Annotated in this window: 14 protein-coding genes; 8 read left to right on the top strand and 6 right to left on the bottom strand. The window is 47.5% G+C overall.

The genetic code is table 11. The annotated features are described in order from the left end of the window. Positions 1-68: 68 nt before the first annotated feature. Genes PHW04_10920 through PHW04_10910 form a run of 3 tightly spaced genes read right to left on the bottom strand, consistent with a single transcriptional unit; the run spans position 69 to position 2,418 of the window. A complete protein-coding gene (locus PHW04_10920) occupies positions 69-521 on the bottom strand; it encodes a YhcH/YjgK/YiaL family protein (GenBank protein MDD2716389.1) in 453 nt (150 codons plus the stop codon). Positions 522-545: 24 nt separating this feature from the next. Next, positions 546-1,814, bottom strand: coding sequence for an asparagine synthetase B (locus PHW04_10915; protein ID MDD2716388.1), 1,269 nt, complete (start codon positions 1,812-1,814; stop codon positions 546-548). Next, on the bottom strand, positions 1,789-2,418 hold the full coding sequence (locus PHW04_10910) for a hypothetical protein (GenBank protein ID MDD2716387.1): 630 nt from the start codon (positions 2,416-2,418) through the stop codon (positions 1,789-1,791). Before PHW04_10910 ends, PHW04_10915 begins: the two co-directional genes overlap by 26 nt. A gap of 104 nt (positions 2,419-2,522) precedes the next feature. Between PHW04_10910 and PHW04_10905 the strand changes: the two genes are divergently transcribed. From PHW04_10905 to PHW04_10890, 4 genes are all read left to right on the top strand, one after another. Next, positions 2,523-3,488 carry a radical SAM protein gene (locus PHW04_10905; protein ID MDD2716386.1) on the top strand — a complete coding sequence of 322 codons (966 nt, stop codon included), beginning with the start codon at positions 2,523-2,525 and terminating at the stop codon, positions 3,486-3,488. A 15-nt stretch (positions 3,489-3,503) separates the two neighbouring features. Beyond that, positions 3,504-6,989, top strand: a complete 3,486-nt coding sequence (locus PHW04_10900) for a HEAT repeat domain-containing protein (protein MDD2716385.1) — start codon at positions 3,504-3,506, stop codon at positions 6,987-6,989. A 74-nt stretch (positions 6,990-7,063) separates the two neighbouring features. Then, the gene (locus PHW04_10895) at positions 7,064-7,639 is read left to right on the top strand and encodes an EF-hand domain-containing protein (protein ID MDD2716384.1); all 576 of its coding nucleotides are present in this window, start codon (positions 7,064-7,066) and stop codon (positions 7,637-7,639) included. A 200-nt stretch (positions 7,640-7,839) separates the two neighbouring features. Then, positions 7,840-9,090, top strand: a complete 1,251-nt coding sequence (locus PHW04_10890; GenBank protein MDD2716383.1) for an alpha-amylase C-terminal beta-sheet domain-containing protein — start codon at positions 7,840-7,842, stop codon at positions 9,088-9,090. A gap of 6 nt (positions 9,091-9,096) precedes the next feature. On the opposite strand, the gene PHW04_10885 is transcribed toward PHW04_10890, so the two are convergent. The 3 genes from PHW04_10885 to PHW04_10875 all read right to left on the bottom strand — a co-directional run bounded on the left by PHW04_10885 (position 9,097) and on the right by PHW04_10875 (position 11,246). Beyond that, positions 9,097-9,336 (bottom strand): hypothetical protein, encoded by a 240-nt coding sequence (locus PHW04_10885; protein ID MDD2716382.1) that lies wholly within the window; start codon positions 9,334-9,336, stop codon positions 9,097-9,099. Between the two features lie 4 nt (positions 9,337-9,340). Next, entirely contained in the window at positions 9,341-9,859 is a 519-nt protein-coding gene (locus tag PHW04_10880) for a GNAT family N-acetyltransferase (GenBank protein ID MDD2716381.1), read from the bottom strand. Positions 9,860-9,926: 67 nt separating this feature from the next. Continuing rightward, on the bottom strand, positions 9,927-11,246 hold the full coding sequence (locus PHW04_10875; GenBank protein ID MDD2716380.1) for an alkaline phosphatase: 1,320 nt from the start codon (positions 11,244-11,246) through the stop codon (positions 9,927-9,929). Positions 11,247-11,397: 151 nt separating this feature from the next. Between PHW04_10875 and gltX the strand changes: the two genes are divergently transcribed. Genes gltX through PHW04_10855 form a run of 4 tightly spaced genes read left to right on the top strand, consistent with a single transcriptional unit; the run spans position 11,398 to position 15,052 of the window. Next, complete coding sequence (gene gltX / locus PHW04_10870) at positions 11,398-12,870, top strand: glutamate--tRNA ligase (protein MDD2716379.1); 1,473 nt, start codon at positions 11,398-11,400, stop codon at positions 12,868-12,870. Then, positions 12,854-14,236, top strand: coding sequence for a cysteine--tRNA ligase (gene cysS / locus PHW04_10865; GenBank protein MDD2716378.1), 1,383 nt, complete (start codon positions 12,854-12,856; stop codon positions 14,234-14,236). Before gltX ends, cysS begins: the two co-directional genes overlap by 17 nt. After that, positions 14,233-14,637, top strand: a complete 405-nt coding sequence (locus PHW04_10860) for a ribonuclease III domain-containing protein (protein MDD2716377.1) — start codon at positions 14,233-14,235, stop codon at positions 14,635-14,637. The genes cysS and PHW04_10860 overlap by 4 nt, the downstream gene beginning before the upstream one ends. Further along, on the top strand, positions 14,627-15,052 hold the full coding sequence (locus tag PHW04_10855) for a hypothetical protein (protein ID MDD2716376.1): 426 nt from the start codon (positions 14,627-14,629) through the stop codon (positions 15,050-15,052). Before PHW04_10860 ends, PHW04_10855 begins: the two co-directional genes overlap by 11 nt. The last annotated feature ends 38 nt before the right edge of the window (positions 15,053-15,090 follow it).

Below are 15,090 nucleotides of genomic sequence, written 5' to 3'. Positions count from 1 at the left end.
AGTTTTCCGGATATGTTGAAATGTCTCTGGAAATACCGTTTGAAGTGCCGAATTTTGTTCGAAAATAGTTAAGATGCAATCTTGAAGACCAGTTTTTTCACCTGCAGAGGTTCTGATACAGCCAGGCATGGCTGATGAGCATCCCAGGGGTAGAAAACAGCAAATTCACCGGTTCTGAGTATCAGTTCAGTGCAATTTTTGCTTGCATAATAAGCTGCATCCTTTTCGGGAGTATATTCCTGTATCGGCATACACCTTTCCAGATGTGAAATCCTGATGATTTCTTCACCTGAAATCATCAGCTGCAGGTCAAGATAATTACGATGAGCTTCCAGACTGACTTCCGGATTGACCTGTGTTCTGTAGTCATTTAAAAGAACAAATAAGTCTCTGTTGTCAAGTTCGGTTTCCTTCTTAGCATATTTCTCCAGATCGGTTTTGCGCAGGAATTCCCCGATCTGAGCGATCGCTGGTATTCCGGGAAGATAGAGCCGATGATTTTTCCATAAATCCCAAATCATTTTTACCTCTTTTGCACTTTACCTTTAGGTTTTAAGTTTCTTTTTTTCTGCAGCCGGAAAGAGAACATTGTTGAGGATGAGGCGATATCCAGGTGAATCAGGATGCTGGGAAAGATCAGTGAATTTATCATAAACAGCGTGCGAGTAATCCTCAGGATCATGCCCCGCGTAAAAGGTGAACGATCCTTTACCGAATTTGCCATAAATATACTTCACGCAATTGTCGTCAACTTTACCCAGGATGGTCGTTCCTTTTTTTACTCTGGGAGTCGTATAGGAAGTAGTCAGGCCGAAAAATCCTTTGATCACCCGCTCGTGGCATTGAGTCAGCAGGCAGGGGATCGGATCAAATTTGGCTGAAAAATCGAAAAGCGAGAATGGGCGGGCCATGATCCGTTCAGGCGTGTTGGCGTGGTTGTAATCTATATCAGAGATATAACCTGTCTGAGGATCGGGATTAACGGTAAATCCTTCAAAGGCCAGTGTTTTTGTATAATCAAGCTTGGAATTGAAATCCTGAGTAACCGGAGTGCCGTCAATTTCAGGTGGCACAATGTCAATTCCATCAGCGGCAAGAGCTATGTCCAGAGTTTCAGTGGAATAGCACATTGCAAACAGCAGCCCCCCCTGATCCACGAAACCGGCAATTTTACCGGCTACAGCCTTTTTTTCGTCAGCTACAGACTGAAAGCCCAGGTCATGAGCCAGTTTAGTGGCTTGGAATACAGACTCCTGATACCATTCAGCGTTTCTGAATGCAGTATAAAATTTTGAGTATTGAGAGGTGAAATCTTCATGATGCAGATGCAGCCAGTCGAATTCAGAAAGTCGTCCAGCGATTATATCCTGATCATAGATTTTGGTATAGGGAATCTGTGCATAATCGAGCGCTAGAGTTACAGCGTCATCCCAGGGTTTGGCACTCTCAGGAGTATAAACTGCGATTTTTGGAGATTTCTCAAGGTGGATGGATTCCATGTTGTTATCGCTGATCTCTTTATAGATCAAAGCCTCAGCAGCAGAATCTACAATCTGGCAGGTTATACCCCATTTTAAAGCCATCTCAGCCAGGGACTGCTGATTAGGCAACAAAAACGACCCACCCCTGTAATTCAGGAGCCATTTAGCAGTATCACCCTGTTTGAGGCAGGCATAGGTTAAACCATAAGCCCGAAGATGATTGCTCTGCCCGCTGTCCATCGGGACAAGAATTTTTCCACTTTCTGCATGGGCGCAGGCGTAAAACAGCAGACAGCAAAAAATCAGTTTATTGATTGATTCTGTAATTCTCATATTTCAAGCTGAAATTCTGGGCTTTTGAGTCCTGAGCTGCATTGACTGATACATTATCGAAAACGACGAATTTCCCTTCATTTCTATATGTGACCGTAATCGCTGCAGATAAATTGCTGCCGCTTGCAGCTGCGTTCACCACTCTGAATTGCTTATCAATCCTGATCAGCAGTTTCTGAACCTTTTCATTTTTGGACAGGGCTTTCATTGCTACCTCAGTTCCAGTTTCTACCGTGCTTATGCCTGTAATGGAATACTCGGTTTGAAGTTTTGCCAGGCCGGCATTGTAATCCGCAAAATCCGTCTTTCCGATCATTTTTTCAAGTAACGGCTGGACCAGTGTTTTCATCTGGTCCGGGATATTTTCAGGAAGCTTGTAACTTAAATTGAAGGCACCTTTTTTATACGATAAAATCAGGCGGGGCATGAAACCCGAAAGTTCCGCCATGCCAGGATCGGAAAAATTCACCTTCATTTCACAATCCAGACTGTTCAAACCTTCCTGCTGAAAAGGATTGAATATTTTCTCCAGGATTTTTCGTTCATCCTGAGCAAATAAAAAAAAGGCCGGCAGGATTAGAACCAGGATCAGAATTCTTTGCATATATCCTCCAGTGTCAGATTTTATTTTATCAACAATACCTTGGATTTTCAATCAAATCACTTTATAATCTTGATTTCGAAATACTCAGCCGCTAACATTTAACCATGAATCCTCTGCTATTTCTATCTAGACTTGTCACACGGAATGCAGGCCATTTTATTTCCGGCTGGAAATATCCTCTGGCAGTTTCTTTTTCTCTTACTGACCGCTGTCAGCTCTCATGCCCTTACTGTGCAATCCCCAGCCGGGGTCTGAATGAGCTTTCTACCTCCAAAGTCATCAGAATTCTGGAGTCGCTTAAAAGACTTGGCTGCCTGAGATTGGGATTCACCGGCGGTGAACCTCTACTCAGAGATGATATTTCTGAAATCGCAGAATTCGCTTGTAAACAGGGATTTCATCTGACTCTTAATTCAAACGGGATTCTGCTGGAAGAAAAAAAGAGCATCTGGCAGTATTTCAAGACTTTTTTCCTGTCCCTGGAAGGTAACACAGAAACGCAGAAATTATTAAGAGGCAGGCCTTCCACTGAAGAAATCCTGCGCCTGATCAGGAAACTTGTGGCTTCCGGAAAAAAAGTGATTACTGCTACAGTTCTCTGCAGGGAAAATCTGGAAGATGTCGATTTTATCCTGGAGAAAGCTTCGGAAATTGGATTCTATGCAGATTTTGAACTTTTTTCGCCCCACAAACTCAGCGGTGATTTCAGTTATCCCGGTAACACCCGCCTGATCAGCGTCATCGAAAGACTTCAACAACTGGAAAAAAAAGGAGCCAGAATCGCCAATTCAAGTGCCAATCTGAGGCTTCTGAAAAAAGCCTTGAAATCAGGTAAGTTCCCCCGCCGGATGAAGTGTTTTGCAGGGAAACTTTCTGCATTCGTTGATACTGACGGCAGCTTTTATCCCTGCTTCGATCTGCGTGAAAAGATTCCTCCCGCTCAGGAATTCAGGGAAATACCCCCACAGAATGATTACTGCTCTTTCTGCCGCTGCAATGGTTCTCTTGAGTTCAATGCCTGTTATAGCCTGTATTTTCAAGCGATTCTCCGTAACTTCAAATGGTGGTGAGTTTATGATATATTGTTGGCACGGATCAGCATCAAACCGGAGTTTAATTTGTCTGCCAGGGAAATAATAAATTTACTGAAATCAGACCAGGAAAAAGACCGTAAGCAGGTGGTAGTATATCTCACCAGAAATCTCAGCGATGAAAACACCAAGCTGCTCCAGAACATAGCGGAAAACGATCCTTCGACAGAAGTCAGATTTTTCGCCAAGAAAGCCATCAGGATCCTTAAGGACGGCGGGTTGATGGAACCTGGCTGGCTGGAAACCCAGCGCATAGATTTCAGCAAATTCAAGGTTTTCAGCGAAATCACTCAGATCGAGAAACTCCAGGTGATTCAGGGATTGATAATTTCAGACGACAAAGTCGATGCTCTGTCTCAACTGGTGCTTTACCTCAACAATGACCAGGACCCTACAGTGATTTCAGCTCTCCTGACGGCAATCGGCAAGCTCGGCAGCGAACAGGAAATCAATCTGATCGTTCCGTACCTTGAAAATGAGAATTCAAGGATCAGGGCGAGCGCAGTGGAGTCCCTTGAATACATCGACAATCCCAAGTGCTACCCCCATATAATGACAAGATTCGATGATGAAGACAACCGTGTGCGCGCCAATGCCCTTAAAGCTGTGAGCAAGCTGAATCAGGCACGAGCCATGGAAGTGATCCGAAACATGCTGCAGTCCAAGATGCCGAGCATGATTGCTTCCGCTGCTTTCGTCCTCCAGTATTACCCTGCGGAAGAGAATATTGAGCTGCTGCTGCCGCTGCTTGACAATCCAAATCTGAGCATTAAAAACAACGCCCTGCGGACATTGAGAAAATACCAGGACAAAGGGATGCAGAAAGTGGCGGATATTTTCCTGAAAAAATCCCTGGATTTTCTGGAACACCGCAAGGAGACCGTTGAAACCCTGGAAAAAGAACTGGACCATGCCCTTGAGATTAATCTCGATGAGGACAGCTCCAGTAAAGCAAAACCGGTCAGCCCTCTCAGACGGGAACCGGAACCTGACAGAATTTCAAAAATTCCCCCAATCTCAAGAATCTCAATCAAACGGGAGGATCTTACTTCCGCCAAACCTTTACAGCTCAGCTTGAAAACTCCGGAAATTCCTGACTGGTTGAAATCACCTCAGTTCAAGATCGCAGCTATGATCCTGCTGATTTTCATCATTTTGATCTACAATCTTATTTTGTTCAGCCTGAATGACCCGGGTGCCGTGCTGCGCCTGCATTCAATCGGATTAATCGGCATATCTCAGGTGATTTCGCGGTTTAGCGAAGCCTTTGACAAAGAGGACAGCAATTCGAAGATCCTGATGGCCGGATCCCTGCTGAAACTGAAAGCAGCCCCTAAAGATTCGCTTCCGCTGCTTTTCTGCGGCCTCAGAGACTCTGACCCCAGAGTCCGTGCGGAGTGCAACAATCTGCTGGACAAATACCTGCAGCAGAATGATTCGCTCCCTGCTCTTTTGTTTCTTCAGCAGAGTAAAAACCAGGCAGACTCGGTACTTTCCGGAAAAAAAATCAGCGCAGCCGCTGAAACAGAGCAAGGCAGAGCAGCATTAAGCAAATCTCTGGACAACGAAAACCCGCTCATCCGGATCCAGGCTCTGATCGCGCTTGGAAAAATTGCCGGATCTGAACCGATACTGCTGAAAATGCTGTCTGATTCCGTCCCGGTGGTAAGGCTTGCGGCACTTGAAGCACTGCTCACTTCCAGCTCCGGAGAAATAGCCGCCCTGGCCGTTACCGAATGCCTGATTGACGAGAATGACGAAGTCAGAAATTCAGCGCTTGGGTATCTGCGAAATTTCAATTCATTCCCGCCTGAATCTGTTCCCAGATTAGTCAAAGCACTGAAAAGCAAAAATCAGGAAATACAGCGTTCCGCCGCATTGGCTCTGGGAATGACTGGTTGTAAGAGCAGTGAAGTCATCGCCGCCCTGGTCAATGTGATTCCCGACGGGAGCGGGCAGGTGAATCTGAACGCCATTACTTCGCTCCAGAAACTTGGATGCCAGTCCACATCCATTCCCGAATTGATCAAATCGCTTTCAGATCCCAATCCTGTCACCTGCCGTTCAGCCTCAGAAACACTTGCAGGACTTCTGAAAACTCCGACCACCATTCCTGCTCTCATCACCTGCCTTTCAAGTCAGGATCCCAGAGTCAGACTGTACGCCGCAGAATCCCTGGGAAATTTCGGTAAGAAAGCCTTGTCTGCTTATCCCCTGCTGCTCGAAAACCTCTCCTCCTGCGATTCAGATGACTTCCCAAAGTATCAGACCGCACTGGAAAAAATCGGTCTGGACGAACCCGGAGCACTTCCCTACCTGATAAAAGCTCTGTCCGTCGATGGCCTCAGGGTCCGCACCTTTGTGATCCAGTCAATTGGGAAATATCAGAAGGCTTCATCAGGCGCGGCACAGGCCCTGGCGGATATTTTTTCAACCCCAAACCGTGAAATCCGCTGCCTCATTCTTCAAACCATCGGAGTCATCGAACCCGATTTCAGGATCGCCTATCCCCTGATCCTCTCAGCCTTTAAAGATAGAAGTAATTATGTCCGGTCCCAGGCCGAGGCATCTTTGAGAAATCTGGTCTCAACCGTAGAAACCCTGCCTGAACTTCTGGATGCCCTGAAAAGCACTGATCCTTACATCCGCTCCACAGTTGTTGCGTCGCTGGGTTTCTATAACCGGAACCAAAGCTTGGCAATCCACTCCCTGATTGAATCGCTTAAAGATAGCGATACAGCAGTGATTACTAATGCTGAATCTTCCCTGGTCAGGTTCGGTTCCGCCGCTGTTTTGGACTTGATCCCGATCCTGGAAAGCAGCGATACAGGTGAAGTCAAATCCGCGCTTAGAATACTTGACCGGATCGGCGGTTTATCTGCATCCATCCTGCCCTCGATCCTGAAAAAACTGACTGACCCGGATCTGGAAATTCATCACTGTTGTTTAAAGATCATTGGGAATCTCCGGGCTGGGGCTGATACTATCCAATTACTGATCAAGTCCCTGAATGAAAAAGACCCGGAATCCAGACGCCTTGCTGCAATTGGGCTGGAAAAGGCAGGTAAAGATGCCGGGGAAGCTGTCCCAGCCCTGACTGGTGTTTTAACCAGCGATGATCCATATCTCCGCCAGTTCGCAATCAAAGCCCTGGACGCCATCACAATCGACAAAGTCGAGGCATCTCCTATTTTTATCAAAGCTCTCGATTGCAGCGATTCCTATCTGAGGGAGTATGCAGCAGCAGTATTGAAAAAACTGGAAAATGACCAGGCCAAAGCTTTGCAGGCATATGCCAGGGGCCTCTCAGACGGGGATTCTTTTGTCAGGTTGCATTCGGCTAAATCTCTGGGCAGAATCGGGTCCGGCGCTATGGGGCAACTGTCTCTCCTCAGGCAGATCGCAGTGAATGATGAGAATTACAATGTACGTGTCGCAGCCCTGGAAGCAGCCAACGTCATTGCCGCATCCGGGAAATAGAAATCGATCGGTTCATTGATAAAAATTGCATCTCTGTGGTAAAATCAGCAAATCTAAGATTTCCTGGAGGTGCTATGATTAGAATCGCGATTTTGTCAGTATTTCTACTGCTTTTTTCGCTGGTGCTTGCGGCCGACAAAAAACCTGCTGCGCCGCAGAATACCTCTGACAAGGCCAGACCGGCAGGACAGATGCCGCCACAGATGGGACGCATGAACGGTTTCAGGAACATTGATTTTCGCGTTCCCTCCTTTGAAGAACTTGACAGAGACCATAATGGAACCCTGGACAGGGACGAATTCGCGGTCTGCATGCAGGAACTGACACAGCTGACAAGCATTGTCATGCAGATCAGACAGATCGTGGGCGGAGCTGGAGCAGAGAACCGGGACATGAACGGCGGCATGATGCAGCAGTTTATTTTGAAGAAATTTGATACGGACAAGAACGGTCACCTGGATTCGAAAGAAATCAGCGCCTGGAACAGCGCCCGCCAGACGATTGAGAAGAAATACGATCAGAGCGGCAAAGGCCAGATCGAACCTCAGCAGAGAAAAGCAATGATGGAAGAGATCATGGAGATGCTTGGAATGCCAGCTCCTCCGCAGAATCCGCAAACTCCCCCACCATCACCGGACGGTAATCAGTAATCCGACTTTGAGATTGTAATAAAGGGGAGCCTGTCTCCCCTTTCTGATTCCGGATTACACACAGTCAAAATACAGTCAGATTAATAACCTTATCTGCGTAAGGCGCAATTTGTAATAATTTGTAACAAATTGTAACTTGTCCCAATCTTTATTCAGAGTTATACTTCGGCCAGGAACCGAATTTGAGTCCCGGGGGCAGCATGCAGAATGCAAGATCGATTTATATCCTCGTTTTATTGATTTTCTTTTTTACATCATCAGTTCAATCCGGCAATCTGGACGGGAATTATTCAGGTGTAATGCTGCAGGGATTTCACTGGTATTCCTGGAAGTCTTCACCCTGGTGGGGTGTGATTGAGCAGAATGCCGGCAAAATTGCGGACGGGCATTTCACCATGGTCTGGCTTCCTCCCTGCTCAACTTCGGCAGCATCCGAAGGATACCTTCCAACCCGCCTGTCGTGTCTTGACACCCCTTACGGTACCAAAGATCAGCTCAAGAGCGCAGTCAATAAGCTCCATTCATACAATCTCAAAGCTCTCGCAGACATAGTGATCAATCACCGTTGCGGCACCAAGGACTGGGCTGATTTCACGGATCCGCAATGGGGACCTGATTCGGTCTGCTGCGACGACGAATGGCCCGGCGCACAAGGCGGTACAGATACCGGAGCCAGTTACAGCGCAGCCCGGGACATCGACCACAACAAGGAATATGTGCGCAAGAGCATCATCGACTGGCTGAAACTGCTTAGATCCGACGTCGGTTTCGACGGCTGGCGCTATGATTTCGTGCGTGGATATCACGGGAGTTTCACAGACATGTATAATCAGGCCACCACACCGTATTTTTCCGTAGGCGAATGGTGGGGAGACCTCAACATCAATAATCCTGACGTCAACCGGCAGATGATCTGCAACTGGCTGGATGCAGCAGGCGGCAATTCCGCGGCCTTTGATTTCACCACCAAGGGACTGCTGCAGCACTGCGTGACTACAAACGAATTTTACAGGCTCAAGGACAAAGACGGCAAGCCGGCAGGACTGATCGGCTGGTGGCCGGCCAAGGCAGTGACATTCGTAGACAATCATGACACAGGACCGAGCACTGGCGGTTCAGGCGGGCAGAATCACTGGCCATTCCCTGGCGACAAGGTGCTGATGGGCTATGCCTATATCCTGACTCATCCGGGCACTCCCTGCGTTTACTGGTGCCATTATTTCGACTGGGGCACTGGAATTCAAGCTGAGATCAAGAAACTGATCGAAATCCGGCAGCAGGCAGGCATCACCTCTACCAGTGACATCACGATTCCGATAGCTGACAATTCCAAATATGTAGCTCAGGTCGGTAAAAATCTGATCGTGAAGATCGGCCCTGGCGACTGGTCTCCAGCCTCAGGCTGGACTCTGGCAGCCAGCGGTGCCGGCTATGCGGTGTGGACAAAGTAAAGTTTTTCATGCTCTTAGATGCAAGATAAATATAATTACACCAAGAATAATTTGAATTATTCCCACAATCATCAGCATTTTCAGGGATGCCTTGTAGGGATTTAAAACAGAGTTTGATTTTTCAAGAGCTTGCATCGCTTTATAAGTTATGATGCAGACAACACCTGAAACAAATAAAAAATCTCCACAAAGATTAAGCAGTCTTTGATCATCATTCAGGAGATACCCGATTACTGCTGGAATCATTACTTTACTCAAATGTAACAGCCATCAGCGCATTGCCGCTGAGATCGCGGATCTTTTGGAAACCCGCTTTTTCGAAAGCCTTGAGAGGCCCCATCCAGGCATCACCTGGTGCGAGATCAGATTTACTTTTTGGATAGGCTTCGATTTTCCTGACACCTGAATTTTTCAGGTCAGCCACGATTCCTGATAAAAAAGCATTGCAGAGACCCTTCCCTCTTTGCGAAGGAATGATCAACAGGCAGGTGATGGCCCAGGTTTCAGAATCAGGTAAAAGATTAAACGCTTTCAGGAGTTTCGGCAGCCTGTCCCGCTGACCGGTCTGGCACCAGCCGCAGGGGACTCCGTCAAGATAAAGCAGATAGCCATCATATTCCCCGCTGCTGAACAGTTTGTTGCGAAGTTCACGGTTTTCTTTTGCAGTACGCTTATCCCAGCCGTCCCAGGTCGGCAGGTGCCAGGCCACGCAATTGCACCAGCCTTCTCCGTTTTCAGGGTCATGTACCCTGTAAAAATCAGGGATCAATTCTTGAGATAATCGTCTGATTTCGATTTTAATAAGAGACCTCTGCGGAATTCGATTTTCTGCCTGGTTACTCGGAAAGTCCGCTGATCAGAAGCTTGCCTACCTGATAATTCTGCATGAAAATGCTGAACTTGTCTTGATTGGGACCTGCCACGAAGTAGGGTGTGATTTCCGCAGAATTGCCGTAAGTAGAGGCAAGAGTTTTCTGAATGGTAGGTTCCAGAAAATAAATTCCCAGCCTGTCTGAAACCACATCTCCGATGGCCAGCGGCAGGAATTCGTTTTTCAAATCATAGAAAACCTTGCTTTTTTCCTTTTCGCTCAGGTTTTCCACGCCTGCATACTTGCTCATCACCCAGCCAACATTTTCGCCGGATGTATCGATTTTGGCAGCCATGTATTCAGCTGAAGCTTTGATGTTCGGAAGATAGGCCAGGTCGTTTTTCTCGGACAGCATGGGCGGACAGGTCGAAAATGGCGACATCAGCAGAAAAAGGGGATCAGGGAGGGCCTTCTGGAAATCCACGATCCCGGCGCAGCATTTGTCCAGCATCTCGAACTGGGTCACAAAGGCTTTTACGTCATGATTCCTTAAAGCCTGGGAAATCCGGTCGCAGATCAATACCAGCACGAATCCCTTGTCTGATTTTGCCGACAGAAGCTTGATCGATTTTTCCACCAGCAGAGAGAAAGATGGTTCATCTGCAGGCCTGTCCAGTTCGAAGCTCAGGTGGTTTTCAGTGAAAAGTCCAAGCACCTTGGTGTTGAGAGTGCTGCATTTCACTAGATCCAGGCGGTCGGCAAGCACTTTGTACCCCTGTTTCTCCGCGGTTCTTAGAAGATCCTTGCCGTCCTCCCTTACGCCACCCTGAGAATTGGACAGAAAATTGAACTTCCCGCCACCCATCACCAGATCAGGTTCCAGTTTCAGGAGGTCCAGGGCAAAGTCGTTTTCCTTGAATCTATTGGTGGAATGGGTGTAAAACGCAGCAGCCGGTGCAAAAGTCACTCTGGTGTCTGTTACGATGCCGATTGCTTTCCCGCTCTTCTGAGCTTCTTCCAGCAGTGTCGGCTTGACGCTGCCCAATGAATCCAGACTTAATTCGCCGTTATTAGCCCGTTCACCTGTAGCTATCGCTGACACTGCGGCGGCTGTGTCAGTAACCCAGGAATTGAAGGAATATGTGGAAAGGTAACCGCCGTGAGTCAGCTTCTCGAAATTCAACTTGCCGTAAGGCCCGGCAATAGCCATCCTGGCCAGGGAAAGACTTGCTGAATCAAGCCCGTTTATCAGAAAGATGATCTGGTTGTGCGGCCCTGCTGAATCAGCAGTAAAACCGCCAACTCCCAAACAAAAGATTGCCAATATGGTCAGGAATTTCTTCACAGCTCCTCCCGGAAACGCATGATGAAAAAATTTTATCACAGCCAGGGTTAAAAGTGTATTCTTTTTCGGCAGTCTGTCTGACGCTCTGCATTGCCATTTACAACCGGCAGGAATATAATTACGCAGAAATGAAATCCGGCAAGGAGCTAACGTGAGTCAATTCAGAGTCAGAATCGCCCCTTCTCCGACCGGCAGCACACATGTCGGCCTGGTCAGAAGTGCACTCTTCAACCAGCTTTTCTCAAAAAAAAATCAGGGTAAATTTATCCTCCGCATTGAAGATACGGATGAATGCCGCTCCACAAAAGAGTCCGAAGAAACCATCATCCGTGACCTCAAATGGGCCGGCATCCGCTGGGATGAAGGCCCGGACATCGGAGGTCCGCATTCCCCTTACCGCCAGAGCGAACGCACGAGCCTCTATCAGAAAATGGCGCGGCAGCTTGTAAGCTCAGGACATGCCTATTACTGCTTCTGCAGTGAAACTGATCTTGAAAGTAAAAAAGAAGCTGCCATGGCAAGCGGTGAAAACCCTCAGTACGATGGAACCTGTCGCAACATCCTCCCTGCCGAGGCCGAGAAAAGAGTAGCCTCAGGCGAAAACGCCACCATCCGCTTCCGGGTTCCACACAAAGATTATGTCCTGGACGACCTGGTGCGCGGACTGGTCACTTTTGAGGAAGGTATGGTTGGAGATTTCATCATCCTGCGCAGCAACAGCATTCCTATCTATAATTTCGCGGTGGTAGTAGACGATGTGCTGATGGAAATCACCCATGTCTTCCGGGGTGAAGAGCATCTTTCCAACACCCCACGGCAACTGATGCTTTATGAGGCTTTCGGCTATCCCCCGCCCCGTTTCGGACATCTCTCGATTCTTTTAGGTGCGGACAGGCAGAAGCTCAGTAAACGCCATGGAGCCGCCTCTGTAGCCGAGTTCAAAAAAATCGGCATCCTGCCGCAAGCTTTGACTAACTTCCTTTTTCTGCTGGGATGGTCTCCTAAATCGGATGAGGAATTCTTTTCTGCAGAGGAAATGGTGGAGAGATTCAACACTGAAAATCTGATCCGCAATCCCCAGTTTTTCGATGTGAAAAAACTTTTCTGGCTGAATCATCATTATCTCAGCCGACTGCCTGCCGATGAATACTGCAGGCTGGCTCTTCCCTTTTTACTGGAAGTTCATCCTGATCAGAAAGACGCTGACCCGGAATTCATGAAAAAAGTCCTGCTTTTCACCCAGAGCAACGTCGACAAGCTGTCCGATACCGGAGCAATTGCGAACTGGTTTTTCAATGAAGACATCAGTTACGAAGAAGCATTGCTGCCTGAATTGCCCGACAAAGATAAAATCAGCCGGCTTTTTTCGGAATATCTCGCGGAAATCGGGAAACTTCCGATACTGGAAAAAAATCTGATGCATGAGACGCTTAAGAAAGTCGGCAAAAGTTTATCCCTCAAAGGCAAGGAACTGTTCCTGCCATTCAGGCTTGCGCTGACCGGCAAGGAAGAGGGTCCTGGGGTGTACGATATCATTCATTGCCTTGGGATCGGAAAAACAACCCGGAGACTGGACAGATTTCTGAATTTTCTCGGGCGGAGAGATCATGAAAATCAGCTTTAAAAACACCTATAGCGGTCAAATTGAAGAGTTCCTTCCTGTGAAGCAGGGTGAAGTCGGCATGTACACCTGCGGCCCCACCGTATATAACTATGCTCACATCGGAAATTTCCGCACCTATATTTTCGAGGATCTGCTGCGCAGATTTCTGATCTCTGCCGGATTCAGCGTGACTCAGGTGATGAATATCACTGACATCGAAGACAAGATAATCCGTGACTCAGTCGCCCAGGGAAAATCTCTCCAGGAATTCACTGAATTTTATACCAGGGGATTCTTCGAGGACATGAAATTTCTAAACATTGAGTCTGCTGAACACTACCCCAGGGCTACAGCCCATGTTCGGGAAATGATAGAAATGATAGAAATCCTTAAATCCAAGGGATTTACTTATGAAAAGGACGGCTCCACCTATTTCCGCATCTCAGATTTCAAGGATTACGGGAAACTCTCCAAGATCGACCTTGCAGGAGTCAAAACAGGACTCAGATACGATACTGACGAGTATGAAAAAGATGATGTGCGCGACTTTGTGCTCTGGAAAGCCTGGAAAGAAGGAGAGCCATTCTGGGATTCACCGTTCGGAAAAGGACGGCCAGGCTGGCACATAGAATGTTCAGCCATGAGCAAGAAATACCTTGGCGAAACATTCGATATCCACTCCGGTGGAGTAGACAACATCTTTCCTCATCACGAAAATGAGATTGCCCAGTCCGAAGCAGCCTCTGGCAGGAAATTCGTCAGATACTGGCTGCACAGCGAGCATCTGATTGTGGACAACAAAAAAATGTCCAAATCCCTGGGTAATTTTTATACTCTGCGCGACCTGACAGACAAAGGCTTTCAGCCGCTCGGGGTCCGCTACCTGCTGCTTTCAGCCCATTACCGCAGCAAACTGAACTTCACCCTGGAAGGTTTGGAAAATGCCGAAAAAACTGTGAAAAGGATCGGCGAATTCAAGCAGCGGCTGATGGATTTTCATCCAGTAGAAGGAACTTCCAGCCTGGACTTCACCAGATTCAGGGAAGGGTTTCAAAACGCAATGGCAGATGACCTGAATATTTCCCTCGCTCTCAGCCATTTCCACGAATTCATGCGCACTCTCAATGATGCCATGAACTGCAGCTCTCTTTCCAATGATTCCAGAAATGCCGCACTTACTGAACTTCAGCTTTTTGACAATGTCCTGGGAATTCTTAAAACAGACAAATTTTCAATCCCTGAAAACATCCTGGAACTGGCAAGCAAACGCTGGCAGGCCAAAACCACCCGGAATTTTCCGGAAGCAGACAGGTTGAGATCCGAAATACTCTCCTTAGGATACAGGGTGGATGATTCCAAAGAAGGCTACAAGGTGCTGCCTATATGAATCTTTTTCAAAAGTACGATCCTGATGAGTATTCGCCATTGATACTCGCTTACATCGGAGATGCAGTCTTTGATCTTTATTTCAGGATGAAAGTCATTTCTTCGGAAAAATTTCAGACCAGATTCGCCCATAAAAAAGTCGTGTCCATAGTCAATGGCAAAAGACAGGCCTCTTTTCTCAAAAAAATGCTCCCCCTTCTCACTGAACAGGAACTGGATATAGTGCGCAGGGCGCGCAATAAAAAAATCACCTCACATCCCAAAGGAGTGGCCATGGCAGATTATCGTCATGCCACTTCGCTGGAAGCCTTGCTGGGATATTATTTTCTTCTGAAAGATGAAGAGAATCTCAAAAGACTTTTTCAAATGATGGAGACAATTCTCGTTCAAGATGAAACCTGATTTTTATTGCCTGATCTTGATCCAGTTTCTGCTCATCTGCAGTTGTACTGACCAGACTGCCGACCTTTCAAACCTTAAGCGCTACACTGGAGAAGTGACTCTCACTACCTGCACAAAAATCACAAATGGTGCGCCTCAAGACCCCAGGCAGTCTTTTGATGTGGGAGAAATGGCCTATACCCATGCCCTCTGGAAGGACGTCCAGGGCAGGCACCAGACTACAGCGATCTTTCTCGATCCCAGAGGAAACCAGCGCTATCCAACCGAGGTCTCGCTGAATGCCGCCGGCCAGGTTTCCACCTGGTACTGGCTGAAGATCGCGGAGGTCGAGCCTGAATGGGCACGCGGGAAGTGGGAAATCAGGGTGTTTTTCGACGGGAAACTGGCCGGTACTAAAGAAATAATTATTAAATAATTCCTGTAGGGGCGGATTTTACATCCGCCCATTCTCCA

The organism is Candidatus Wallbacteria bacterium (assembly GCA_028687545.1).
Lineage (GTDB): Bacteria > Muiribacteriota > JAQTZZ01 > JAQTZZ01 > JAQTZZ01 > JAQTZZ01.
This window is presented reverse-complemented; position numbering and strand designations above follow the sequence as displayed.

Bases quoted from the DNA above. Each gene is read 5' to 3' on its own strand.
- PHW04_10890 (MDD2716383.1), top strand. From the start codon at position 7,840: ATGCAGAATGCAAGATCGATTTATATCCTCGTTTTATTGATTTTCTTT.
- PHW04_10920 (MDD2716389.1), bottom strand. From the start codon at position 521: ATGATTTGGGATTTATGGAAAAATCATCGGCTCTATCTTCCCGGAATA.
- PHW04_10885 (MDD2716382.1), bottom strand. From the start codon at position 9,336: ATGATTCCAGCAGTAATCGGGTATCTCCTGAATGATGATCAAAGACTG.
- PHW04_10860 (MDD2716377.1), top strand. From the start codon at position 14,233: ATGAATCTTTTTCAAAAGTACGATCCTGATGAGTATTCGCCATTGATA.
- PHW04_10915 (MDD2716388.1), bottom strand. From the start codon at position 1,814: ATGAGAATTACAGAATCAATCAATAAACTGATTTTTTGCTGTCTGCTG.
- PHW04_10905 (MDD2716386.1), top strand. From the start codon at position 2,523: ATGAATCCTCTGCTATTTCTATCTAGACTTGTCACACGGAATGCAGGC.
- PHW04_10895 (MDD2716384.1), top strand. From the start codon at position 7,064: ATGATTAGAATCGCGATTTTGTCAGTATTTCTACTGCTTTTTTCGCTG.
- cysS (MDD2716378.1), top strand. From the start codon at position 12,854: ATGAAAATCAGCTTTAAAAACACCTATAGCGGTCAAATTGAAGAGTTC.
- PHW04_10855 (MDD2716376.1), top strand. From the start codon at position 14,627: ATGAAACCTGATTTTTATTGCCTGATCTTGATCCAGTTTCTGCTCATC.
- PHW04_10910 (MDD2716387.1), bottom strand. From the start codon at position 2,418: ATGCAAAGAATTCTGATCCTGGTTCTAATCCTGCCGGCCTTTTTTTTA.